This window comes from uncultured Maribacter sp. (genome assembly GCF_947495965.1).
GTDB lineage: Bacteria > Bacteroidota > Bacteroidia > Flavobacteriales > Flavobacteriaceae > Maribacter_B.
Genome location: NZ_CANMBB010000004.1, coordinates 102,242 through 126,791, shown reverse-complemented (window position 1 = coordinate 126,791; position 24,550 = coordinate 102,242). Strand labels below are relative to the sequence as shown.

General features: G+C 33.4%; 21 protein-coding genes. 12 read left to right on the top strand and 9 right to left on the bottom strand.

What is annotated here, in order from left to right; genetic code table 11:
• Positions 1–6: 6 nt before the first annotated feature.
• A complete protein-coding gene (locus Q0820_RS10025; protein ID WP_298487491.1) occupies positions 7–1,275 on the bottom strand; it encodes a 3-isopropylmalate dehydratase large subunit in 1,269 nt (422 codons plus the stop codon).
• Positions 1,276–1,314: 39 nt separating this feature from the next.
• Entirely contained in the window at positions 1,315–1,833 is a 519-nt protein-coding gene (locus tag Q0820_RS10020; RefSeq protein ID WP_121065116.1) for a DUF3598 family protein, read from the bottom strand.
• 308 nt (positions 1,834–2,141) lie between these two features.
• Between Q0820_RS10020 and Q0820_RS10015 the strand changes: the two genes are divergently transcribed.
• The 6 genes from Q0820_RS10015 to Q0820_RS09990 are packed head-to-tail and all read left to right on the top strand — an operon-like array spanning position 2,142 to position 7,815.
• Positions 2,142–3,407, top strand: coding sequence for an MFS transporter (locus Q0820_RS10015; RefSeq protein ID WP_298487488.1), 1,266 nt, complete (start codon positions 2,142–2,144; stop codon positions 3,405–3,407).
• A gap of 2 nt (positions 3,408–3,409) precedes the next feature.
• Complete coding sequence (locus Q0820_RS10010; RefSeq protein WP_298487487.1) at positions 3,410–4,666, top strand: MFS transporter; 1,257 nt, start codon at positions 3,410–3,412, stop codon at positions 4,664–4,666.
• Positions 4,667–4,671: 5 nt separating this feature from the next.
• Positions 4,672–5,382 carry a chromophore lyase CpcT/CpeT gene (locus tag Q0820_RS10005; protein WP_298487484.1) on the top strand — a complete coding sequence of 237 codons (711 nt, stop codon included), beginning with the start codon at positions 4,672–4,674 and terminating at the stop codon, positions 5,380–5,382.
• An 11-nt stretch (positions 5,383–5,393) separates the two neighbouring features.
• Positions 5,394–6,140 carry a hypothetical protein gene (locus tag Q0820_RS10000; protein ID WP_298487482.1) on the top strand — a complete coding sequence of 249 codons (747 nt, stop codon included), beginning with the start codon at positions 5,394–5,396 and terminating at the stop codon, positions 6,138–6,140.
• Positions 6,141–6,147: 7 nt separating this feature from the next.
• Positions 6,148–7,155: a zinc-binding dehydrogenase gene (locus Q0820_RS09995; RefSeq protein ID WP_298487480.1), complete on the top strand. Its 1,008-nt coding sequence runs from the start codon at positions 6,148–6,150 to the stop codon at positions 7,153–7,155.
• Positions 7,156–7,167: 12 nt separating this feature from the next.
• Complete coding sequence (locus Q0820_RS09990) at positions 7,168–7,815, top strand: NAD(P)H-dependent oxidoreductase (protein WP_298487478.1); 648 nt, start codon at positions 7,168–7,170, stop codon at positions 7,813–7,815.
• A 21-nt stretch (positions 7,816–7,836) separates the two neighbouring features.
• Here Q0820_RS09990 and Q0820_RS09985 read toward each other — a convergent pair whose 3' ends face one another.
• From Q0820_RS09985 to Q0820_RS09965, 5 genes are all read right to left on the bottom strand, one after another.
• Positions 7,837–8,559 carry a hypothetical protein gene (locus Q0820_RS09985; RefSeq protein ID WP_298487476.1) on the bottom strand — a complete coding sequence of 241 codons (723 nt, stop codon included), beginning with the start codon at positions 8,557–8,559 and terminating at the stop codon, positions 7,837–7,839.
• A 7-nt stretch (positions 8,560–8,566) separates the two neighbouring features.
• The gene (locus Q0820_RS09980) at positions 8,567–9,229 is read right to left on the bottom strand and encodes a hypothetical protein (protein WP_298487474.1); all 663 of its coding nucleotides are present in this window, start codon (positions 9,227–9,229) and stop codon (positions 8,567–8,569) included.
• Between the two features lie 19 nt (positions 9,230–9,248).
• Entirely contained in the window at positions 9,249–10,532 is a 1,284-nt protein-coding gene (locus Q0820_RS09975; protein WP_298487472.1) for a dihydrolipoamide acetyltransferase family protein, read from the bottom strand.
• Positions 10,533–10,552: 20 nt separating this feature from the next.
• Complete coding sequence (gene aceE / locus Q0820_RS09970; protein WP_298487470.1) at positions 10,553–13,222, bottom strand: pyruvate dehydrogenase (acetyl-transferring), homodimeric type; 2,670 nt, start codon at positions 13,220–13,222, stop codon at positions 10,553–10,555.
• A gap of 217 nt (positions 13,223–13,439) precedes the next feature.
• Complete coding sequence (locus tag Q0820_RS09965; protein ID WP_298487468.1) at positions 13,440–14,306, bottom strand: DUF1838 family protein; 867 nt, start codon at positions 14,304–14,306, stop codon at positions 13,440–13,442.
• A 465-nt stretch (positions 14,307–14,771) separates the two neighbouring features.
• Here Q0820_RS09965 and Q0820_RS09960 point away from each other — a divergent pair, with 465 nt between their 5' ends.
• The gene (locus tag Q0820_RS09960) at positions 14,772–17,426 is read left to right on the top strand and encodes a TonB-dependent receptor (RefSeq protein ID WP_298487466.1); all 2,655 of its coding nucleotides are present in this window, start codon (positions 14,772–14,774) and stop codon (positions 17,424–17,426) included.
• A gap of 493 nt (positions 17,427–17,919) precedes the next feature.
• On the opposite strand, the gene Q0820_RS09955 is transcribed toward Q0820_RS09960, so the two are convergent.
• Positions 17,920–18,483, bottom strand: coding sequence for a VOC family protein (locus Q0820_RS09955; RefSeq protein WP_298487465.1), 564 nt, complete (start codon positions 18,481–18,483; stop codon positions 17,920–17,922).
• An 18-nt stretch (positions 18,484–18,501) separates the two neighbouring features.
• Complete coding sequence (locus Q0820_RS09950) at positions 18,502–19,929, bottom strand: aldehyde dehydrogenase family protein (RefSeq protein ID WP_298487464.1); 1,428 nt, start codon at positions 19,927–19,929, stop codon at positions 18,502–18,504.
• Positions 19,930–20,152: 223 nt separating this feature from the next.
• On the opposite strand from Q0820_RS09950, the gene Q0820_RS09945 reads away from it, so the two are divergent.
• The 5 genes from Q0820_RS09945 to Q0820_RS09925 are packed head-to-tail and all read left to right on the top strand — an operon-like array spanning position 20,153 to position 24,548.
• Positions 20,153–21,064, top strand: coding sequence for a hydroxymethylglutaryl-CoA lyase (locus tag Q0820_RS09945; RefSeq protein WP_298487462.1), 912 nt, complete (start codon positions 20,153–20,155; stop codon positions 21,062–21,064).
• Positions 21,064–22,299: a 3-isopropylmalate dehydratase large subunit gene (locus Q0820_RS09940; protein ID WP_298487460.1), complete on the top strand. Its 1,236-nt coding sequence runs from the start codon at positions 21,064–21,066 to the stop codon at positions 22,297–22,299. The genes Q0820_RS09945 and Q0820_RS09940 overlap by 1 nt, the downstream gene beginning before the upstream one ends.
• The gene (locus Q0820_RS09935) at positions 22,296–22,805 is read left to right on the top strand and encodes a 3-isopropylmalate dehydratase (RefSeq protein ID WP_298487459.1); all 510 of its coding nucleotides are present in this window, start codon (positions 22,296–22,298) and stop codon (positions 22,803–22,805) included. Before Q0820_RS09940 ends, Q0820_RS09935 begins: the two co-directional genes overlap by 4 nt.
• Positions 22,806–22,808: 3 nt before the next feature.
• Positions 22,809–23,369, top strand: coding sequence for a carboxymuconolactone decarboxylase family protein (locus Q0820_RS09930; RefSeq protein ID WP_298487457.1), 561 nt, complete (start codon positions 22,809–22,811; stop codon positions 23,367–23,369).
• Entirely contained in the window at positions 23,370–24,548 is a 1,179-nt protein-coding gene (locus Q0820_RS09925; RefSeq protein ID WP_298487455.1) for a CaiB/BaiF CoA-transferase family protein, read from the top strand.
• Positions 24,549–24,550: the final 2 nt, after the last annotated feature.

Here is a 24,550-nt window from a genome sequence, read left to right as displayed (position 1 = left end):
AATTCTTTATATACTAAGAGTTCTTGGATCTGTAATTACTCCTGTTAAAGCAGATGCTGCAACCACACTTGGCGATGTTAAATAAATTTCTGCTTTTTTACTTCCCATACGCCCTGTCATGTTTCTATTTCCTGCACTAAGAACTATATCACCATCACCTGCAACACCAGTATGTATTCCTGCACATGCAGCACAACTTGGAGTATCTACTGCTACTCCTGCTTCTATTAAAGTCTCTATATGACCTTCACGTAATGCCTGCAAATAAACGGTTTGACTAGCAGGCACTAAAATCATATTTACATCTCTATGTACTTGTTTCCCTTTCAAAATTTTTGCAATTGTAGCAATATCTTCTAACCTACCATTAGTACATGTACCTACAAATGCCTTATTAAATTTGGTGCCAATAAGTTTTTCTACGGGCACTGTATCATCTAACTTTCCAGGCATAGCAACTGTTGGCCCTAAATCAGAAATGTCTATAGTATACACTTGATCGTATTCTGCATCAGCATCACTAGCTATCATATCCCAATCTCCAATAGCTCTATCTTTTAAATATCTTTGGGTTATTGCGTCTGGAGCTATAATTCCATTTTTTGCTCCTAAATCAACCGTCATATTACACAGTGTCATTCTACCTGCCATGCTTAAACTTTCAATTGCTGGTCCAGTAAACTCTATAGACTTGTACAATAAATGCCCATTCCAATGCATCATCCCCATAATATGAAGACTTAAATCTTTTGCCATTACCCACGGCTGCCACTTTCCTGTAACATGAAACTTTACTGTTTTTGGAATTCTAAACCATGCTTTTCCAGTAGCCATAGCTACAGCGGCATCAGTAACTCCTATTGCATTACCAACGGCACCAACGGCACCATATGTATTTGCATGAGAATCTGTCCCAATACTTATTGTTCCAGGAAGTACATGGCCTTGTTCTACCATAATTTGGTGTGCAATACCTTGCCTACCTAAATCATAAAAATTAGTAATATCATGTTGTTTTACAACCTCTCTCCACTCGTTTAACATTGTAGCAAACTTTTGGTTTGGAGGAGGCACTAAGTGATCCGACACACATATTACCCTATCTTTATTAAACACCTCGGTTTTACCAAGGGATCTAAATTTATCAAAACAAGTTTTACCAAGGTAATCCATTGTCATTACTGTATGCACATCTGTCCACACTAATTCTCCTGGCACTACATGGTCTCTTCCGCTATTGCGGGCCATAATTTTTTCAGTAATGGTCATTCCCATATTATGAGTATTTTAAATTTTATTAGCTGATGTTAGAAATTAACTATCAGATCTTGAAGCTTGTCCGTTTGTTCTTTTGTTAGGAAGGTCTACCCAGAATTGAGGGTCTATTTCTTCTTCTGTAGCAACTTTACGTTCTTCAATCATGGTTACACCATTGAAGGTATCTTTTTCGGACCATTTCCAAACTCTTATTCTATGATCGTCATTGCCTATTAAATCTATTTGTTCAAAAAGAGTCATTCCTGGTCTGTGTTTATAATCCCAAATAAGAACCACACTCCTACCAGTTTCCCATGCTTTTCCTGATAATCTTGGATTTTCAAAAATTAGCTCTCCTTTATCATTAAAACTATTTATTCCAAAATCTAAGCATTCTTCAAAACCATCTTCCCAGAAATATTGATTTACTTGATGGTATCTTCCATCGGGTAAAAATCTAATTGTAAGTCTACTTTTCCATTGATCTATCAGAATTCCGTCTGCTCCTATTCTTCTATATGTACCTTCCCAAATCCCTGTATGTTTAGGAAATAATTTTAATTCATAATTCTTCATATTAATTTATTTATAAGTCAGGTGTTTTGCATTTACTTCATAAAAATAGTTAATTTTATTAATAATTAACATACTTAATCATTAAATTTATAAATAATTTTTGGTCTAACAATTTAAAAAAACACTCTTAAAAGCATTGCAATTAATTAATTGTCAGATATTTAAAACAAAAAAAGTGTTGCTTAAAAACTAGTAAACAAAATAAAAAAAACTAATCTAATTACCTGTTTTTGATGGAAATTGAGTAATTTTTTCGTGAAAAAAGGCTTTTTAAATAAAAAATGAACTACTAATTAAATAGATAAACTATGAAATTTTCTAACCTTAAAGAATTTAAATATGGATGGCCAGTAATATTATCTTCTACTTTTGGTATTGGATTAGGAATGTCTCCTTTACCATTTTATACCATAGGTGTATTTGCTATTCCATTAACTAAAAATTTTGGGTGGGGAATGGATACTGTAATGGGAGGACTTACGGTTTTCACTATTTCGGCATTAATAGCTAGTCCATTAATTGGTTATGTAGCAGATAAAATTGGAGCAAGAAAAACAGCTCTATGCTCTTTATTATTATTTGGACTTATTTTTATTTCTTTTAATTTTAATAACGGTTCTCCTCTTTTATATTATATACTTTGGGGATTAATGGCATTTGCAGGAGCAGGAACGCTACCAATGACATGGACACGTGCTATAAATAACTGGTTTAATGAAAATAGAGGTTTAGCTCTAGGGCTTTCCTTACTTGGTACTGGCTTGTTTGGTGCATTTGCAAAACTTTATGCATTTTCATTGATTGAAAATTTTGGGTGGAGAACTGCATACCTAGGTGTTGGTCTACTTCCCTTACTAATAGCCCTTCCTCTTGCATTTTTCTTTTTTAGAGATATTAATGACCCTAAAGTAGCTAAAAAAGCTGCCAAATTACGTGCCGAAATTCCAAACCATGGAAAAAATAACGACTCTGGAATGACTGTAAAAGAGGCCTTTAAGGATTGGAAATTTTGGTTACTAGCTTTCTGTTTTATTTTAATATCATTTGCAGTTGGTGGGCCTATACCAAATTTAGAAAACATGTTATCTACTAAAGGTTTTAATACTGGTGATGCTGTTATCTTAGCAAGTGTTATTGGGTACGCAGTTTTAGTTGGTAGATTGCTTGGAGGTTATTTAATAGATAGATTTTGGGCTCCTGCCGTGGCTTTTGTATTATTAAGTATACCAGCCATATCTTGTTATATTTTACAAGGAGCAGATTTATCCTATACAAATGCACTTATTGCTGTTGTTATTTTAGGCTTTGGAGCTGGTGTAGAATATGATCTTATGGCCTATTTAGTTTCTCGTTATTTTGGCATGAAAAACTACGCTGCTATCTACGGGTTTTTATATGGCTTTTTTGCTATGGGAGCTGGCTTTGGACCTGTAATTTTTGGCAAATTCTTTACTGCTACTGGTAGTTATGATACTATTTTATATTATGCCATGATTGCGTTTCTTGCAGGCTCATTTCCCTTATTATTTTTAGGTAAGTATAGAAATTTTGGAGAAAAAAAGAATGATTTTTAATAATGAAAAATCAAAAAAATCTTCGCTGGTGGATTGTAGGAACCATCTTTTTGGCTACAACTATTAACTATATAGATAGGCAAGCTCTTTCTGTTGCTGCTCCTGTCATGCGTAAAGATTTAAACCTTTCTAACGAACAATATAGCTGGATTGTAAGTGCCTTTTTATTGTCTTACACTATTATGCAAATAATCTCTGGCAGGTTAATTGATGTTTTAGGAACAAAAAAAGGATTTTCTCTAGCTATTATCTGGTGGTCTATTGCAAATATGTTACATGCATTTGGTAAAGGAATGCTAAGCCTTGGTATTTTTAGATTTTTATTAGGAATAGGAGAAGCTGGCAACTATCCCGCAGGAATGAAAGCCATATCCGAATGGTTCCCAAAAGAGGAACGCTCCAAAGCTGTTGGTATTTTAAATATGGGGCCTGGTTTAGGCGCTATAATTGCCCCTCCATTATTAGCTTGGCTTATTCTTTCTTTTGGCTGGAAAATGGCATTTGTAGTAACTGGTGCTCTAGGTTTTTTATGGCTACTCTTATGGCGTTGGATTTACTATGAACCTGAAGAGCATCCTAGAATATCTAAAGAAGAATTAAGACTAATTCAAGCAGAAAAGCAAGTAGAACAAAAAAACGAAAAACTGCCTTGGCTACATTATTTTAAGTATAAAGAAGTCTGGGGTTTAGCATTAGCAAGATTTATATCAGACGGGGCATTTTACTTTTTTGTTTTCTGGCTACCATCATGGCTAGCAGATGAAAAGGGTTTTAGTTTAACAGAAATTGGAATGTTTGCTTGGATACCTTTCCTTTTTTCAGATATAGGTAGCTTTATTGGTGGTTGGACCGGTGAAAAATTAATATCCAAAGGGTTTTCCTTAAACGCTTCTAGAAAATGGGTGTTATGGATTGGTGCCATCTTAGTTGTTCCCGTGTTAGGTTGTTTATATGTAGAGTCTCCATACATAGCAATTGCACTTATTAGTATTTCACTTTTTGCTACGCAGTTTAAACAATCTTCTTTATTTACTTTACCTATTGATGTTTTTTCCAAAAAAGATGCCGCTTCCATTTGGGGCATTACTGGTTCTGCAGGTAGTTTTGGTGCCATGCTTTTTACTCCAATTATTGGCTGGCTAGTAGACACTATTTCTTATTCTCCTGTATTTATTATAGTAGCATTTCTACATATTATATCGGCATTATTTATAATGATTTTTATCCCAAGAATACAACCAATATTTAATAACAAATAAATCTCATGAAAAAATATAAAACAATTTTATTTTTAGTACTTGTAAGTACTCTAATTAGTGCTTCAAAAACAAAAAATAGTACCACTAACTCTTCAAAAGAAAGTACTTATAACACCTTACAACAAGACTTAGATACCCTTTTAGCATGGTTTCCTGGAGAGTATGATAATCATGAACAGGTATATAAAGAAGCTACAGATAAAATAGAAGCAAATAAAAGGCACCGACAAACACATCATATATTTCATGAAGTACCATTAGATTTTATTCCAGGCCGAAAACTTTACGCACAGCAATCACAGCATTATGATTTAAATGATTTGTATCGTCAAAGAATATATGCTTTTGAGATTGTTAAAAAAGAACAAGCTATTAGACTAAGAATATACACTCCAAAAGAACCTAAGAAACTAATAAACGGTCATTTAAATCCTGAAGTGTTTGAAGATTTAACAGAAGATGATTTTTTCCTTAAACCAGGATGCGATGTTTTTTGGAAAAAAGAAGACTCTTTTTTTAAAGGGTATTTAAAGAAAAACGAATGTAATTATTACTCAGATAGGTTTGGAAAACAAGTATACCTAAATGAAACCTTAATCTTAAGAAAAGACGCTTTACTATTAGAAGATACTGCCACAGATAATGATGGAAACGCTGTTTTTGGGGTACATGATAAAGGACCAACAATTAACCTAAAAGAACAAACTTGTAAATAAAACTATAATCCATGAAAAAATTACTCTTTCTAATTTCTTTAGCAATAGTATTTCTATATAGCTGTAAAGAAAACAAAACTATAGAGCCGCTAACTGCAACGCAAATTATGCAAAAAGCACATGAAAAAGCAGGTGGTATTTTTTGGCAAAAACCTAAAAGTTTAACTCTAAAAGGGTATGGAATTTTCTATTATGAAGGAAAGCCTGTAACTCATGAAACCCATAATATGTGGCGTAAATTTGCAGAAACAAAAGATGCTGCGCATAAAGCAAACGGAAAAGTACGCATAGAATCCTTTAAAGATAGTACTCCAGTTTTTATGGTTAGCTATGATGGTGAAAACACGTATGATCTTAATGGTAAGCAAGAAAAATCGGCAGCAGATAATAGATGGGCATCTAACTTTGGATACGGTGCAATACGCCATGCCCTAGACAAAGGCTATTCCTTAAAAATTATGCCAGATGACACTGTAAAAACAAAGCCAGCATATACTATACAAGTTACCGACCCAAACAAGGGAGAAACTTTCTTTGGTATTGATAAAGAAGATTTTAAAATTGTAAAAGTAGCTTTTAACACTCCTCGCGGATGGCATCATAGAGAATACTCTGAATTCTTTAGTAAAGACGAATATTCTTGGTTGCAAGCAGGAAGAGTAGAGCTCTTTTATGACAAAAAGATAGCTAATGAAGTTATTTGGAAAAATTTTGAGGTAAATGAAAACTTGCCAGACAGTTTGTTTATTCTAAAGTAATTAATATATGATTTTAAACAAACAACTTGTAATACAACAATTTTCAGAAAGCATTCATAAAGCTAGTAACATCATAGAATCTCCCATTTCTAAATTAAAGGGTTCTGAGGTTCTAATTAAAAACACCTTTATTGGTATTAATGCTATTTATGATAGAGAACTCTATAAAGGAAAAGTACCATACATAAATGTTCAATTTCCATATGTATTTGGAGTAGAATCTGTTGGAATAGTTTCTGATATTGGAACAGCGGTAAAAAATATAAAAATTGGAGATGCAATTTCCACGGTAAAAGTTGGTACCGCTTACCAAGAATATCAAGTTGTATTAGAAAACAATGCTATTAAAATTCCAGAAGCAACACCAGAATATTTAACTATGAATCCTACTGGGGTTTCTGCTTATTTAGCTTTAAAAAACACTGCAGAATTAAAAGAAGGAGAAACCATTGTTGTTTCTGCTGCTTCTGGTGGTTTAGGACATATTGTAGTGCAACTTGCTGAACAAAAAAACTGCCATGTGGTTGCTATTTGTGGTAATGATAAAAAAGTAGAATTACTTAAAAACCTTAATGCTTGTGATAGAATTATTAACTACAGAAAAGAAAATATTTCGGAAATACTTCAATCTGAATATGCCAATAAAATTGATGTTGGATTTGATTCTGTAGGTAGTTATATGTTCGATGCTTTTTTACAAAACTTAGCTCCTTTAGGTCGTTTAGTTGTTAGTGGTCTAGCAACAGAATTAACTGCTCCAGAATTTGAGCAAGTACATGGTCCTAGAGTATATGAAAGTATGTATTGGAAAGGAGCTTCTGTTCGTTGTTTTATGAATCATTTGTACAAGGAACAACACCCAGAAGCACGTGCTTATTTATTTGATTTATACCAACAGAAAAAACTTCAAATAAAAGTTGACCCAACTATCTTTAACGGAATTGAATCTATTATAGATGCATCTAAATACTTACTAGAAGGTAAAAGTTGTGGTAAAGTAGTTGTTGCTCTTTAACTAAAAAACACTATGAATATACTAATTGTACATGCTCATGAAAACGCAGATTCCTTTTGTTCTGCTCTGGTAAATATTGCTAAATCTACTTTTGAAAAAGCCGGCCATACCGTAACTGTTTCAGATTTATATAAAAAGAATTTTAACCCTGTTGGCGGTAAACACGACTTTAAAAAGACTTCCGAAGCTCCCTATTACAAATATGCTTCAGAGCAAATATATGCACAGCAAAATAATTTGTTTTCTGAGGAGCTAAAACAAGAAATGGAACTTTTGAGCAAGGCCGATGTTCTTATTTTTAATTTTCCGCTTTGGTGGTTTGGTATGCCTGCTATTTTAAAAGGTTGGGTAGACCGTGTTTTAGCATATGGTTTTGCTTATGGGGGAGATTATGGTTTTTACAAGGAAGGTCGCTTTAAAAATAAAAAAGCATTGCTCTGTATAACAACTGGTAGTCCTGCGGATTTTTATTCTAAAAATGGTGCACATGAAAGAACTATTTCTGATATTCTAAAAAACATACATCAAGGAATTTTTAACTTAATTGGGTTTGATATACTACCTGATTTTGTTGCGTTTGGTGCTTCTAGGATAAGTGAGGAAGACCGAAAAGATATTTTGAAGGAATATGAATTACACATCAAAAAACAGCTTTTATAATTTTCATTAAGAAAGAATAAATCAATTAAAATATTCTACACTCTCTAGTTCATAATGTGTTTGCATATACCCTGCAGCACTTGCCTTTAAGAATAAGTAATCCTCATCTGCTGTTACCCAAACATGGTAAGGCGGATGTTCTTCTAGAAGACTCCCTGCAGTGTCTCCCACGGCAAAATGACGCGCTTTAAATGTCCCTGCAGCAATAGTGATTTCTTCTTCGCCTATATATTCTATACTCATTTTTGTCATTTTAAAGAGCATTGGCCCAGTAGCACCTCTATGGTCTGGAGAGGTAAGCATAAAATCTTTTAAAACTTGCTTTCCTGGGCCTTTAGATAAATCATAGGTTTTCATTAAAATACCATCGCCTACAATAGGATGCGCTTGTAACCAACGAACAGGTGAGGTAACTTCAATTTTTTGAGAAATGCGGCCATCGCTACGGTTAATCATTTCGCATTCTGCATAAGTAGGTGTAATACGAAACCATCCTGAGCCCTCAAATTGATCTCCAACAGATAAACGAACACTACAATCTATGGGCGTGCCATCTTTTTCCATTGCTAAAACCACATCACGAACCACATTAGGAGCGTCATCAATTTCACAATGTGCTTGCATAACTACTTTTGCATCACGCTGTGTAGTTATAGTAAAAAACTCTCGTCCTCTTTCTTCATTTAATCGTTCTGGCTTTTTACTAGTATACCTAATATATCCTCTTATGGTTTTATGCTTCATATTTAAATTAAATTAAGTGTACTCCAAAAGCGGCATTAAGTAGTAGACCAATCCAAATACCATAAACATAAGGAAGGCATTTATCCATTCTAGTCTTCATAATAGCATTAGATTCCTCTATATTTTTTCCTTGCATTAGATTCACAAATGCAGGTGTAAATATTCCTAATTGATGTCTTATTCCTAAACCAAAAAGTATTAATGCACAGACAATTAATAATTTATACGATATCCAAGGCGCTACAATATATGTTGGAACGAATAAGGAATATATAGCAAAAGCAGATACTCCAAATACAATAATAGGACGTATCCAAAAATCTATCTCTTTTAGATTCTTTTTTTTTGTTTCATCTTTTCCAAAATGGACTTTTAAAACTAAAAACAGCCAGAGTAACGCTGCCCCCCATAGTAGGCCAAGTCCAAGATTACTAATTTTTACAGCTCCCATTATACTAGCCATATGAATTCCTGTAGGCATAATTAAAGGCATAGCCATACGGGGACCCAAATCACAACCTAATAAAATTTGTAATGCTGTTGCTCGTTGCGGAGCCGTAAGTTTTGAGTTTATTACAAACTTGCTAGAATAATAGGTTCCCATATCTGTCCCTAACCAAAATACAAATAACAAAATGTGAAAATATTTAAGAATTAAAAATACGCTCATGTTATTTCTTTTTTAATTATTATAAGCTTAGCAAAAACCAGTCTTCTAAAAGCTCTTTTATATGTTTTATGAAACGTGCTGCATCTGCTCCATTAATTATTCTATGGTCAAAACCAATAGTAATAGGCATTAGTAGTCTGGGTTTAAACTCCCCATCTACCCAAACCGGCTCCGTTGCACTAGCAGCAACTCCTAAAATAGCAACTTGAGGAAAAGCTACTAAAGGAAAAATAGCTGTAGTTCCAATTCCACCAAGATTAGAAATAGTAAAAGTAATACCCTCTAAATCTTCTTTAGAAACTTTCTTTTGCTTTACCTTGGTAGAAACATCTGTTAATTCCATGGCTATTTGGCTAATACTTTTAGTATTTGGGCTTTTTAAACCTGGCACTAAAAGTCCACGATCTGTATCTACTGCTACTCCAACATTAATAAAATCTTTATAGATTATTTCATTAGTATTAGTATCATAACTACAATTAAAAATAGGATAATTTTCTAATGCCTTGGCAACCACCTTTACCAAAATACTAGTAATTGTTAATGCTCCTCCTTTTTCTTTTATAGCAATTTTATGCTCCTGACGCTTTGCTTCTAATTTAGTAATATCTACTTTTTCCTGTAACCATGCATGCGGAATAACAGACCAAGACCCACTCATGTTTTTACTTGTAGCTTGCGATATTCCTGATAAAGGCTTTTTAGAAATACTTCCCCATTTAGTAAAGTCTGGTAAATTCGTAGTGCCTATTCCTTTTGCTCTACCCTCATTTAATTGTTTGGCAAAATCTTTTACATCTTGTAAAGAAATTCTTTTAGTTTCTCTGGTTAACGGAACATTAGCCAAATTAATGCCAATTTCTTTTGCCATTTTTCTTGCTAAAGGAGATGCTCTATACCCTTTTTTAAGTTCTGTTTGTATCTCTATTTTTGGTGACGCAACAACAGGCGCTGCAACCGCAACTTTAGCAGGTTCTTCTATTACAGGTTCCTCTTTAGGTTTAAGCTCTTCTTTTTTAGCAACGTGTTTTTCTTCTTTAATAGGTTCTTTTGCAGCAGAAGTATCTCCTCCTCCTGTTAATTTTAAAAAAGGAGTTCCTTCTCCTATTTCATCGCCAATAGCAACTAAAACAGAGGCTATTACGCCACCTTGCTCTGCAGGTACCTCTACTACTACTTTATCTGTTTCTACCTCTATTAAAGATTGTTCTGCCTCTATGGTATCCCCTTCTTTTACTAAGATAGAAATTATAGTTCCTTTTTCTATGCCTTCTCCTAAGGATGGTAATTTAAATTCAATCATCTTTCTAGAATTATGCTTTATTACAATGCAGGGTTAATTTTAGCACTATCAATATTTTGTGCTTTAATAAAATCTTTAACTTCTTTTGCCGTAACCTCTCCTTCTTTTCTTAGTAATTGAAGTGCTGCTAAAGCAATGTACTTAGGACTAATTTCAAAATAGTCTCTTAAATCGGTTCTAGACTCGCTTAAACCATAACCATCTGTCCCTAAAACATGATACGCATCTGGCATCCATTTAGAAATACTCATACCCCAAGATTTCATATAATCAGATACCGAAACAAAAACTCCAGTTTCTTTTTCTACTAAAGTTTCTACATAAGATTTAGCTTTCTTAGTAGTTGTAGAAAGTAATGTTTCTCTTTCTACATTTAAAGCATCTCTTTGTAACTCTGTGTAACTTGTAACGCTCCAAATATCTGTAGAAATATTCATACCTTCTAACAACTCTTTAGCTTCTAAAACCTGACTCATTATAGAACCACTTCCCATTAAATGCGCCTTCTTTTTAGATTTTTTAGTTGATTTTTGGTAGCGATACATACCTTTAATTACCCCTTCTTCTATACCTTTTGGCATTACAGGCATGGTATAATTTTCATTAGTTACGGTGATATAATAAAAGATTTTTTCTTGCATCTCATACATTCTATAGATACCATCTTTAATAATAAGCGCCAATTCATACGCAAAGGAAGGGTCATAACTTTTCATGTTTGGAACCACGCTAGATAACATATGTGAATGTCCATCTTGGTGTTGTACTCCTTCACCATTAAGAGTTGTTCTTCCTGAAGTTCCTCCAATTAAGAAACCTTTACAAAGCATATCTCCACAGGCCCAAATCATATCTCCCACACGCTGGAAACCAAAAATGGAATAAAAAACATAAAAAGGAATCATTGGTAAACCATGCATAGCATAAGCAGAACCTGCTGCCATGAAAGAAGCTATTGCACCAGCTTCACAAATACCCTCTTGTAGTATTTGACCATCTACACTTTCTCTGTAATAAGATACACTACCAGCATCTACTGGTTTGTATAATTGCCCTTTGGGTTGATAAATTCCTGCATAACGGAAAAGGCCATCTAAACCAAAAGTTCTTGCCTCATCAGGAATAATAGGAACTATATATTCTTTAATACCATCATGCCTAATTAGTTTTGTTATTAACCTTACTAAAACCATAGTGGTAGAAACTTCTCTATCTCCTGTACCTTCATAAAACTCTCCAAATAAATCGTCTCCAGGAGTTTTTATTGTAATACTTTCATCTTTACGCTCTGGTAAGTAGCCCCCTAAAGCTTCTCTCTTTTCTTTAAGGTATTTAATCTCTGGACTATCTGGAGAGGGAATATAAAATTTAGCTTTTGCAGCATCTTCCTTACTCATTGGAATACCAAATCTTGCAGCAGCATCTATACGTTCTTCTGCCGTCATACTTTTTTTCTGGTGCGTGGTATTTTTTCCTTCACCAGAATCTCCCATTCCATACCCTTTTAGGGTTTTCATTAAGATTACGCTTGGCTTTCCATTTGGTTTTGCTGCTTTATCAAATGCTGCAAATATTTTTTTATAATCATGCCCTCCACGTCTAATAGTTCTTATTTCCTCATCCGATAAAGATTGCATTAATTGCTCTAACTCTGGATTATCTTTTATCCAATGTTTACGAACTTCATCGCCTGGTAAAACAGAGTACATTTGGTAATCACCATCTAAGGCTTCATTCATTCTATCTACCAGAATACCTTTATGGTCTCTTTCTATTAAAGAATCCCACTCACTACCCCAAATAACTTTGGTTACATTCCAACCTGCTCCCAAGAAACTTCTTTCTAATTCTTGAATAACTTTTCCATTACCACGAACAGGACCATCTAATCGCTGTAGATTACAATTTACTACAAGCACTAAATTATCTAACTGCTCTCTTACGGCAATATTTAAAGTTCCAAGAGTTTCTGGCTCATCCATTTCTCCATCCCCAACAAATGCCCAAATTTTACCTCCTTTTTTCTCTTTTAAACCTCTGTTTTCTAAATATTTTTGAAAACGTGCTTGGTATATTGCGCTAACACCTATAAGCCCCATAGAAGCCGCAGGTATTTCCCAAAATGATGGCATTCTTCTTGGATGTGGATACGATGGCAAGCCACCTTCTTCCTGTAGTTCTCTTCTAAAATTTTTAAGATTATCTTCTGTTAATCTTCCTTCTAGTAATGCCCGTGCATAAATTCCTGGCGCAGCATGTGGCTGAAAAGAAACTAAATCTCCTCCATAATCTTCCGATTTTTTTCTAAAAAAGTGATTTAACCCAACTTCATACATACTTGCAGCCGATGCGTAGGTTGCAATATGCCCGCCTACTCCCGCACCACTATCATAACCTTGTAATACCATTGCCATAGCATTCCAACGGTTAATGTTTTCTATTTTAGTTTCTAACACCGTATCTCCTGGATATGGAGGCTGGTGTTTTACATTTATAGTATTTATGTATGGGGAATTGAGTGCTTCTCCTGCTAATTTTACTCCTTTTTTAATTGCAAATGCTCGTAAACGGCGAATAAGTTTCGCTGCCTGCTCATCTCCCATATCCTGAATAACTTCATCTAAAGATGTTATCCATTCTTTTATTTCTTGATTCCACTCTAAATCGTTAGTTACCTCTGTTTTATTCATAATCTTACTATTGAGTATGTTAAATACTGTATAAAGGTAATAAAAATTAATTAATAATGTTAACTATTAATAATGTTAACTATGTTTTTATGCAATAAAAATTAATTATATAGAGTGCTAGTACTATAGGTTTTACTAAATTTATATAGAAACCATAAAAAAAACCTTGCTTGTAAATATTTACAAACAAGGTTTTTTGAATCATTTTTTTATTTCTTTAACCTCCCCACCCTGGGCCTCCTTTTCCTTTCTGTAACATTCTTACTTCTTCTATATTTTTTGGAGGACTAAGCCAATTTGGTTTATTTTCTTTTGCCCATTTTAAAAGATTAACAGGAAACTCTTCCTGACTCTCTACACGCCAAGAATATAATTGAATAATAGCTGGGCCACCGCCTGCCCATTTAGGTAATTGCCCATACCGCTGCCAACTCATTTGGTGTGGTTCTTCTACACTACCCTCTGGGTGAATAAAAAAATCATAATTTTCCCATGCCTGATATTGAGTTCCTGAGGGTAAAGGAAAATCTAAAAAAACAGATGCATTATAAACATATGTATTTCCCATTTTTCTGTATGGTATACCCTCTTTAGCCTTAATATTCTGAACTCTATCTCCAACTCCTTGTTCTACATCTCCATAAATTTTATTATTTTCTAACCTATAAGTTATCATTTGATATGGATATGCAATTGGTGCTACTTTATTTCCATTATATTCTGTAATAACATCTCCTGTTTCAGGATCTGTGTATGCAAAAGTTTTTCTGGTTAAATGAGTTATTTCTCCATTCTCTTCTTCTGGCCAAATAATTGTAGAACTATCAAAACCTATCATTCCAAAAAGCTTTTTACCTGATGGGTATTCATATACACTACCTTCTGCCATCCAGTGTACAGGTTCTCCAGTACCTGCTCTTGCATTAACCCATATTTTAAGAGGTTCTGGAGCATTTTGGTAAGATATTTTATCTTGAGATGGATGTAATACTTCTTTTTTTTCTTTCTGGATATTTAATTGTTTTTCTTCTTTACAACCTATAAGAATAAAAAAGATAAGGAATAAACTACTAATTAGTCTCATATTAAATATTTTAAATTAGGTAATCTTAGTTATTTAAACTGTAAACGTAAATTATTTTTACAATCCTAATGTACAAAATAAATAATTAACTTAATTAATAGTTCATATAATTAATTAATTTTATTGTTAAGAATTTTTACCACTAATTATTCTAAAAAATGAAAAAATATACCTTAATATATAGGCTATTATTTATAGAATATTAGCAACGTAATATAGTAACCATTGAATAATAATTAAAAATACGTGCTAAATATTAAATAATATTAAAAATTTACCTTAAAAATTATAAAAATCAACTTTTTTTTAAAAAAATAGTTAATTTAATTAACGATTAACATTATTAATTATTATATTGGTAAAGAATTTAGAGCCTAATCTATTATAAATACACCAATAGAAAAGCTTGTAACCACCAAAAACACTATGTTAAATCAACTAAATTGAACTAATAATTAAACACCTATGAAAACGTACAAAATTTCACATTTGATTTGTTTCCTTAGTTTTTTACTATGTTCCATAGGAGCTTTTGCTCAAGGAACAGTAACAGGAACAGTAACAGACGACAACAATGTTCCAATTTTGGGAGCAACGGTACAGCAACAAGGCACCTCTAATGGTGTAATTACTGATGAAAATGGTATGTATAGCATACAAGCAGCAAACGGAGATATTCTAGTTATCTCTTATATTGGTTTTGGCCGTAAAAAAGTTGAAGTAAATGGGCCGGTAGTTAACATTCAACTTAAAGAAGATGTTAGTTTATTAAATGAAGTAGTAGTATCTTCTACAAGAAAACCAGTAAGAAAACTACAAGCTACAACTGCCATTAATACTATTGGGACACAAGAATTAAATATTTTAAAACCTGAATCCTTTACAGAGGCAATTCAAAATACACCAGGTGTTACCATTGACGAAACACAAGGTAGAAAAGGTGGATTTAACATTCGTGGTTTTCCTGGTGGATCAAGTTATACAACGACCTTAATAGATGGTTTACCAATTTCTGGTACGCAAGGATTAACTGGAGGTACTCAAGAATTCTATGGTATTGACCCAAGTATTCAAAATATTGAAGTAGTTCGTGGTGCGGCGGCAACTTTATTTGGTAGAGCAGCAGCAGCTGGTGCCATAAATATTATATCTAAAACAGGTGGAACAGAACACAAAGGTTCTTTTTCTTTAACAAAGTATAGTAATAATTCAAGAGAAGGACACCAGTTTGAAGATGAAGTAGATTTTCGTACAGATTTTAACTTTAATGGCCCTCTTACTGAAAAAATTCGCTATAATATTGGTGGGTACCTTTTAGAAGATTCTGGTGTAAAAGAACAATTTGAAAAAGATAGAGGAGCGCAAATAAGAGCTAATTTTGATTGGTTAATTACGGAAACATCTTCCATTCGTGTTTATGGTAGTACTTTTAATAACCAGTTTCAAAATATTACAGATGCTCCTTGGGATTTAGAAAATGGCAAAATACTTGATGGATGGCACCCCGCAAATACATTCTTTAATGATGCAGGAAATCTTACTCAGGCTTTTGGTGAAGTAGGAGTTAGAAATGGTTTCTTTGATACTTCTGCTGCGACAGATGCTAATACTGGTGCTGCTCTTAGAGATAATCCTGGAAGAAACAAGGAGAAATCTCGTGGAACAACAGTCGGTGTTGATTTTAATATTGATTTAGGAAACGGATGGTTCTGGAATGAAAGGTTTAGATATAATGACTTTAAATACCTAGACATAAATGAGTTTAACTTCTCTACTTTTTACGATGTTAATACTACTGTCAGCAGATTTAATGGTCAGGCAGATAACCAAAATAGAGATTTAATTACAGAACATCGAATTTCAAAACAGATTAAAGGAGCCAATACTGAACACAATATTAGTGGAGGTGTTTACTATAGTACTGCCGAAAGAGATCGTTTAGGGCTAAACTTTATTTACGGATCTAGCGTTGCCTTTAGAAATCCAACTGTAGGTCCAAATGGTTTTACTAGAGGTAGTTTTAGTAATCCAAATTTACCAAGTACCTCTTACATTTCTAACACTTCATCCAATAGAGAGGAAACAAGCACGGCTATTTTTATTGGGGATGAAATGGTTTTTAACGACAAATTAAGTGTTAATGTATCTTTTCGTTATGATTGGTTAAAAACAAGGTTTAACAATGATCCTGAAGAAATTAGATCTACTGGAATAAATTACGACCCTGGTACATTTGAAGAAAATGAATTAAAATTCAAGGATTTATCATATTCTATAGGTGCTAATTATTTATTAGGAAAATCCTCCGCTATTTATGGAAATTTTGTTAGAGCATTTTCATTACCTGGGTCTATTAATTTAACTACAGAACTACCTGATGATAACGAAGTAGTTAATAATTTAGAGATAGGATATAGAGCAGGTTTAGGAGATTTAACGGTTGATATAACGATGTTTAATACTACTATAGACAATAGAACTGCAACTATTTTTAATGGTGACTTAGGCGAGTTTGTAGAGGAGCCAGCTGGTTCTAATAAAGTATTTGGTGGTGAACTTTCTGCCATATATACGCCAAAAGCTATAAAAGGACTTTTAATAAGAGGAGCTGTTACATTATCTAATTCTGAATATGAAACATTCTTAGTTCCATTAAGTTCTAGTACGGATCCAGACAATGTATATGGGCTTACCGTAATTACTGCAGATGATGGTTCGCAAGCTTTTGATATAGGCGGATTAAAAGCACAAAATAGACCCAATACTATTTATAATGTAAATATTGGCTATGGCACAGATAGATGGGGTGCAGACTTTGGAGGTATTACATATTCAGGAGCTTACGCAGATGTGCTAAATCTTGTTGAATTACCAACATTATCTGAATATAATCTTGGCGCATATTATACCTTCCCTATGGGTAAAAACGAATTAAAAATTAGTATGCGTATTAAGAATCTTTTTGATGGAGCCAATGCAAGACAACTTGTTGTTGGAGGGCAGGATGGAGATGCTAGTTTAAGAGAATTACAAGCTAATCCAGATGGTATAGGAAGAATATCATCTGCTGTATTCCAAAATCCTAAAAGAGTATTATTTACTTTAGGGTATACCTTTTAAAAAAATATTTTTTGAGTTAGTAAGTCTTAAAAGGCATCTTGTTTATGATTTTTCAAGATGTCTTTAATTTTTCCAACTTATATATAAAAAAGAAAGCATTGATATTTTCAACACTTTCTTTTTTTTGAATTCTAATTAATGCCTTTTTGATAATGTTATCAAAAAGGCATTTTTTTCTTAAGCACATTTCATAAATATTTTTAATATACAATAGCGCTCTTATTCTAAAAATTAAAGTAAACTTTCTAAAACAATTTAATGAAGCTCTTTCTTATAATACACAAACTATTTTAACCCTAATATTTATATCTAATTTTTTACATCTTATATTTTATTAGTTAATTGAATTTCATGCCCAACCGCATAAAAAGTCTCCTTTATACTTTATAACTTTCACAAAATTAGATGCGTTTCATATTACATTGCCTCCAAAAAAGGGAATAAAAAAGCACTACCATTACGATAGTACCTTTTTTAATATTTGGATATCAGATTATTCTTTCTTTATATACTCATACATTTGAACCCTAACTCCATTAGGATCAATCACAGTTAATGTCATTGACTTCCCAGTAATGGAAAGAGCCAAAGGTGTAACAATTGGGATTTTTTTAGCTTCCATTCTTTTAGCTATTTCTGTTAAACCCTTTACCGCGTATGCTTTTAATATTTCACCTGCTATTGGCTTGCGTTTAGCATTTTGTTCAAGAGAACCAACTTTTGCTTTCTTTATTTCTACAAAATTTAAACCTGGAAAGTTTGAGTTTTCCTTAGACCAAGCAGCAGGAACTAAAGCTACATATAATAATTTTTCTTCCTTAGTAACTCCAAACGGAGCTAAACCCGTTGGAGTATTTAAATACATTCTTTTGTACTCTTTAAAGCCCAAGAAATCTTGATAAAACTGAACACTACCTTCAATATCATGAGTTACAAAGGCTGCTCCAGATAATTTTGCTTCAATCCATACATCATTTATATCTTTAGCGTCTTGAGATCGCACGAAGCAACAATAGAATAATAAAATTACGACTGTAAATGCTTTCAACCTTTTCATACTTTCCTAATATTTAATTTATTTTTCTAATTTTATTTCCTCAAAATCTAGTATACTTTGTGGTTTTCCTGTTTGAATAAGTAATGTTCTTTTTCTAAAAAAACGTAACAAACCTGCATCTCCCATTCTAGAACCATTTAATCCAGATTTTTTAAATGCATTTTTCTCTGCATCATATATTTTATTAGTTAAGCTACCATCATTAATACTAATTGCGCCAGCTTCAATCTCAAAAGAAATTTTATTAATTGCATCTGTATTACTTGAGAATAAAGATGCAGATAATCCAAATTCAGAATCGTTTGCTAATTCTATTGCCTCCTCTATTGTTGAAAAAGACATTACAGGAATTAAAGGTCCAAAAGTTTCTTCGGACATAACTTTCATACCATGATTCACATTAGATAAAACTGTTGGTCTACACCATAATCCTCCATTATGGTTTTCTATTTTTCCACCACAATGAATAACTGCCTCTTTACTCTTTGCATCATTAATTTGTTCCTGGATTGCTGTTGCTTGTTTTTCAAAGATTATTGGACCTATTTGTCCTTTAGATTTTTCTCCTGTATTTAACGTAGCTTCTTTGGCTTTCTTAATTAATAATTCTAAAAAACTGCTGTATATATTTTTATGCACATATATCCTTTCTAAAGACTGGCAAGCTTGCCCTGTTGCTCCTACAGCTGAACGCAAAACCGCATCTGTTGCAATTTCTATATCTGCATCTTCTAAAACAATGGCTGGGTCTTTTCCTCCTAATTCTAAAAAAGCAGGTATTAAACGCTTTGCACAAGCCAAAGCAATATGTTCTCCTGTTGCCACACTGCCTGTAAAACAAATAGCGTCTGATGTATTTACTACTTCCTTGCCTACTTCTGCGCCACCCCTTACCAATTTTAAAACGGCGTCTAGCTCTGGAACTTCTTTAATACTCTTTTCTAAAGGGTCTAAATACCTTGGGGTTACTTCACTTGGTTTTAAAAGTACTGCAGAACCAGCCATTAATGCAGGTATTGCATCAATAAGAGAAAGTGTAATAGGAAAATTCCATGGCCCTATTACCCCTACTAAATCAAAAGATATTCTTTTTTCTACTATGGTAACATTAGGATCAAAAACAGAAGGCTTTTCATCAATATCTTTCATAATTAATGGCGCTTTATAACACCAACCATCTATCATCCCTAAAATACCTTTTACTTCATATTTAGAAATATAATTTCTGCCAGTATCTTCACTTAAAGCTAGTACAATTTCTTCTTCATATTTTTCAATACTTTTTTTCCATTTTTGAAGAATCTGTGCTCTATACGTTACTCCTGCATTTTGCCAAGATTTTTTATTACTTCTAAGCTCTTTTGATTTATCCTGAATTTCAACTATAGTATCGGTCTTCAAATTATAATCATAAATTCCTGTATACGGGTTTCTTATCTTCATCATGTTATACATTTTCAAAAATTCTATGAGAACTATTTTTATGTAAAATAGCAATTAGTTAACTAAGTTAACTAATTTTTAGCACTTTAGCTTCTTTTTATATAAAACATACCATATATAAGTTACTTTTTTTATACCTATAAAACCTACTTTTCTATTTTAAAATAGGCTATTTCAATAAAATTAGTTAACTTAGTTAACTAATTTAGCTGTTACTATTTATTTTATGAATAATAAACACATTATTATAGAAGAACAAGGTTTAAGAGATGGTTTTCAGACCCTCTCTAAAACTATTCTTACCCAAAAAAAACTAGATTATATAGATCAATTAGTAGATGCTGGTGTTACACGTATACAAGTTGCATCTTTTGTGCATCCAAAATTGGTTCCACAAATGGCAGATGCAGAGGAATTATGTAACCAATTAGACAAAAAGGAAAATGTAATCTATAGCGGACTTGTACTAAACTTAAAAGGAGTAGAACGTGCTATTGCTGCCAAACTTGATCATCTTTCGTGTTCTATTTCTGCTAGTAATACGCATAGTCAAAAAAACGCTCGCTTAACACTTTCAGAGGCGAAACTTGCTTTTAAAAAAATGGTACAACTCTCTAAAGAAAATCATATTACTGTTAGAGGAGGAATTCAATGTGCTTTTGGTTGCAGGTATGAAGGAAAAATAGAGGAGTCTCATGTCTTAGACATGGTAGATCACCATTTAGACTCTGGAATAAATGAGCTTGCATTAGCAGATTCTACAGGAATGGGAAACCCAAAACAATTAAGAGAACTAATGCAAAAAGTAGTTGAAAAAGCAGGAGATATTCCAGTAATTCTTCATCTACATAATACAGAAAATAAAGGATATGCCAACTTATATGCCGCTATAGAAGCTGGTGTTCAAATTTTTGATACTGCTTTTGGTGGTTTAGGTGGGTGCCCTTTTATAAAAAATGCAACTGGTAATATAGCTACTGAAGATAGTGTGCATATGATACATCAAATGGGTTATGAAACCGGTATAGACATTAATAAGATTGCAAAAATAAGTAGAGAATTGGAAACTACTCTTGGTCATAAACTACCAGGACAAATGTACCAGTTAATAGATAATAATGACATTAAAATAATTTAATGGGACAAACAATTTCAGAAAAGATAATATCTAATCACGTTGGCCGTAAAGTATTTGCAGGCGAACTAGTTATTAGTAAAGTAGATGGTTGTATGGCTAGTGATACTACTGGTCCTTTGACTATAAAAGCATTTAAAGAAATGGGAGGCACAAAGGTTTTTAATCCTGATAAATGTGCTTTAATTATTGACCATGCCGCGCCATCTCCTAACGAGCGTATTGCCAATTTACATAAAATGATGCGCGATTTTGCCAAAGAACAAGGCATGCGCTTATTTGAGATTGGAGAAGGTATTTGCCATCAAGTTATGGTAGAAAATGAATATGTAAAACCAGGTGATATTTTTATTGGTGCAGATTCTCATACCCCAACTTACGGTGCGTTAAATGCGTTTGCTTGTGGGGTTGGCTCTACGGATTTAGCTGCGGTAATGATGACCGGAAAAATATGGTTAAAAGTACCACAAACCATAAAGGTACATTGCTCAGGAAAATTAAAAGATGGTGTTACTGCTAAAGATTTAATCCTTTTTTTAGTTGGTAAAATAACCGTTTCAGGAGCTACTTACCAAGCTATTGAATTTTGCGGAGAAGCTTTTGAAAGTTTAAGTCTTGCTAGTAGAATGACTATTGCAAATATGTCTTCAGAAATGGGAGCCAAAACCGGTATAGTACATCCTACTGGTTTAGAACTCGACTATGATTTTAGTGCTATAACTCCAGACGAAGATGCTAATTATATAAAAACATTTTCCTTTGATGTTTCTGATTTAGAACCGCAAGTAAGTGCGCCTGAATCTCCAGATAACGTACATAATATATCTAACTACGAAGGAACAAAAGTAGACTATGCTTTTATAGGTACTTGCTGCAATGGTAGGCTAGAAGATTTAGATATTGCTGCTAAGATTTTAAAAGGCAAAAAAATACATCCAGATGTGCGATTAATTATTGCTCCTGCTTCTCAAAGTGTTTTACTAGATGCTATGAGTAATGGTACTATGGCTACGCTTATAGAATCTGGCGCATCTTTAATAACATCGGGTTGTGGCCCATGTGTTGGCACACACCAAGGGGTTCCTGCGGATGGCGAAGTTGTTATTTCTGCAGCAAACAGGAATTTTAGAGGAAGAATGGGTAACCCAAATTCTAACATATACTTAGGAGCACCAGCCACTGTAGCTGCATCTGCTTTAGAAGGTAAAATTATGAACCCCAAAAAATATTTAATATGAGCTCCATAAATACAATAATAGAAGCTAAAGCACATGTGTATGGCGACCATATTGATACGGATCGTATTATCCCAGGAAAATACACCAAAACTCTAGATTTATCTACGCTAGCAAATCATGTTTTAGAAGATTTAGACCCAAATTTTAATAAAATAGTACAAAAAGGAGATATACTTATTGCTGGGATAAATTTTGGCTGTGGTTCCTCTAGAGAACAAGCACCTTTAGCATTAAAGCAATCCGGAATATCCGTAGTTATAGCAGAAGATTTTGCTCGTATTTTTTTTAGAAATGCTATTAATATTGGACTCCCTGTTCTTGAAATTGGCAAACATACTATTCAAAAAGGAGCAAAAATTGCAGTAAATCTAAAAGAAGGAACAGTTACAGATATTACTGCCAATAAAATATATACTGCAACAAAATTGCCAGATATAATGATAGCTATCTTAAACGAAGGCGGATTAGTACCATATCTTAATAAAAATGGAAATTATACTTTATAAATTATGAGTAGAATAGATCCCATAGCAAACCCAAAAGAAAGCGAGTTAGGCTCCCTATTTTCTAATGCTGAAAAATGGATGGGTTTTTTACCTAATGACGGACTTATTATGGCACATAAACCAGAGGTTCTAAAATCCTTTTTTTTATTAGCAAAAGCAGTATATGAAGAAGGTAAAGTTAATGCTGGCCTAAAAAGAATGATAGGACACCTTTCTAGCAAAGTAAGTGGTTGCCAATATTGTAGTGCCCACACTGCCTATGGAGCTAACGAGCAAGGTGTAGAAAAAGAAAAATTAGAAAAACTATGGGAATATAAAACCTCCCCTATCTTTTCTGAAGCAGAAAAAGCTGCTCTAAATATTGCGGTTAATGGCAGTATGGTTCCTAACCAAACTACCGATGCCGATTTTATAGAGCTAAAAAAACATTATGACAGTGAAGCTATTGTAGAAATAGTAGGTGTAATTTCTATGTTCGGCTTTTTAAATAGATGGAACGCTACATTAGATACACAAATTGAAGATGCTCCAGAAACTTTTTATAAATCTTTAAATTCAAAATAAATGAGTTCTCCTTTAAAAGGTATAAAAGTATTAGAATTTACACATGCAGTTATGGGGCCTTGTGCTGGGCTTATGCTTGCAGATATGGGTGCCGATGTATTGCATGTAGAACCCGTACATGGCGATAGTACCAGAAGGCTACAAGGTTTTGGAACAGGGTATTTCTGGTTTTATAATAGAAATAAAAAAAGTCTTGCTGTAAATATTAAAACAGAAGAAGGTCGTAAAATTATTTATGACCTTGTAAAAGAATATGACGTTGTTGTAGAAAATTTTGGTCCTGGAACTATGGATCGTTTGGGACTTGGGTATGATAAATTAAAACATCTAAACAAACGCCTCATCTATTGCTCTCTTAAGGGTTTTTTAAGTGGCCCTTATGAGAAGCGTCATGCAATGGATGAGGTTGTTCAGATGATGGGAGGCCTTGCATATATGACCGGTCGTGAAGGAGACCCTTTACGTGCAGGAACATCCGTAATAGATATTACAGGCGGTATGTTTGGTTATATTGGCATTTTACAAGCATTATACGAACGTGAGAAAACAGGAGAAGGCGGCTTTGTAAAATCTGCTTTGTTTGAAACCTGTGCATTTTTAATGGGGCAACACATGGCATATTCTTCACAAATAGATTATAAAATTCCGCCAATGCCATCTAGAGTAAGTGCTTGGTCTATTTATAAAGTTTTTGACACTAAGGACAATGACAAAACTTTTATTGGCATTATAAGTGAAAAACATTGGGAACGTTTTTGCGAAGTTTTTAACTGGCAAGATTGGTTAGCCGACGAGCGCTTAAAAACCAACAACCTACGCATTGATGAACGAGAATGGTTTATCCCCGCATTAGAAGAAAGAGTTAAACAATTTACCAAACAAGAAATTATAGAAAAATGCGAAAAAGGACATATTCCTTTTGCTCCAATAAGTAGACCCGAAGACCTTTTTGAAGATGAACAATTAAATAAAGGCAATAGTCTTATGGAGGTTGATATGGGAGGTGGTAAAATTACCAAACTACCAAAATTCCCTATAGAATATAAAGGCACTAGAGTTGAAAAAAGATTAGATCCTCCAAAAATTGGAGAGCATACAACTGAAGTTTTAAAAGGCCTAAATATAGATGATGCAACTATTGAAAAAATGATTGCAGAAGGAATAATTAAAACAGAATAATC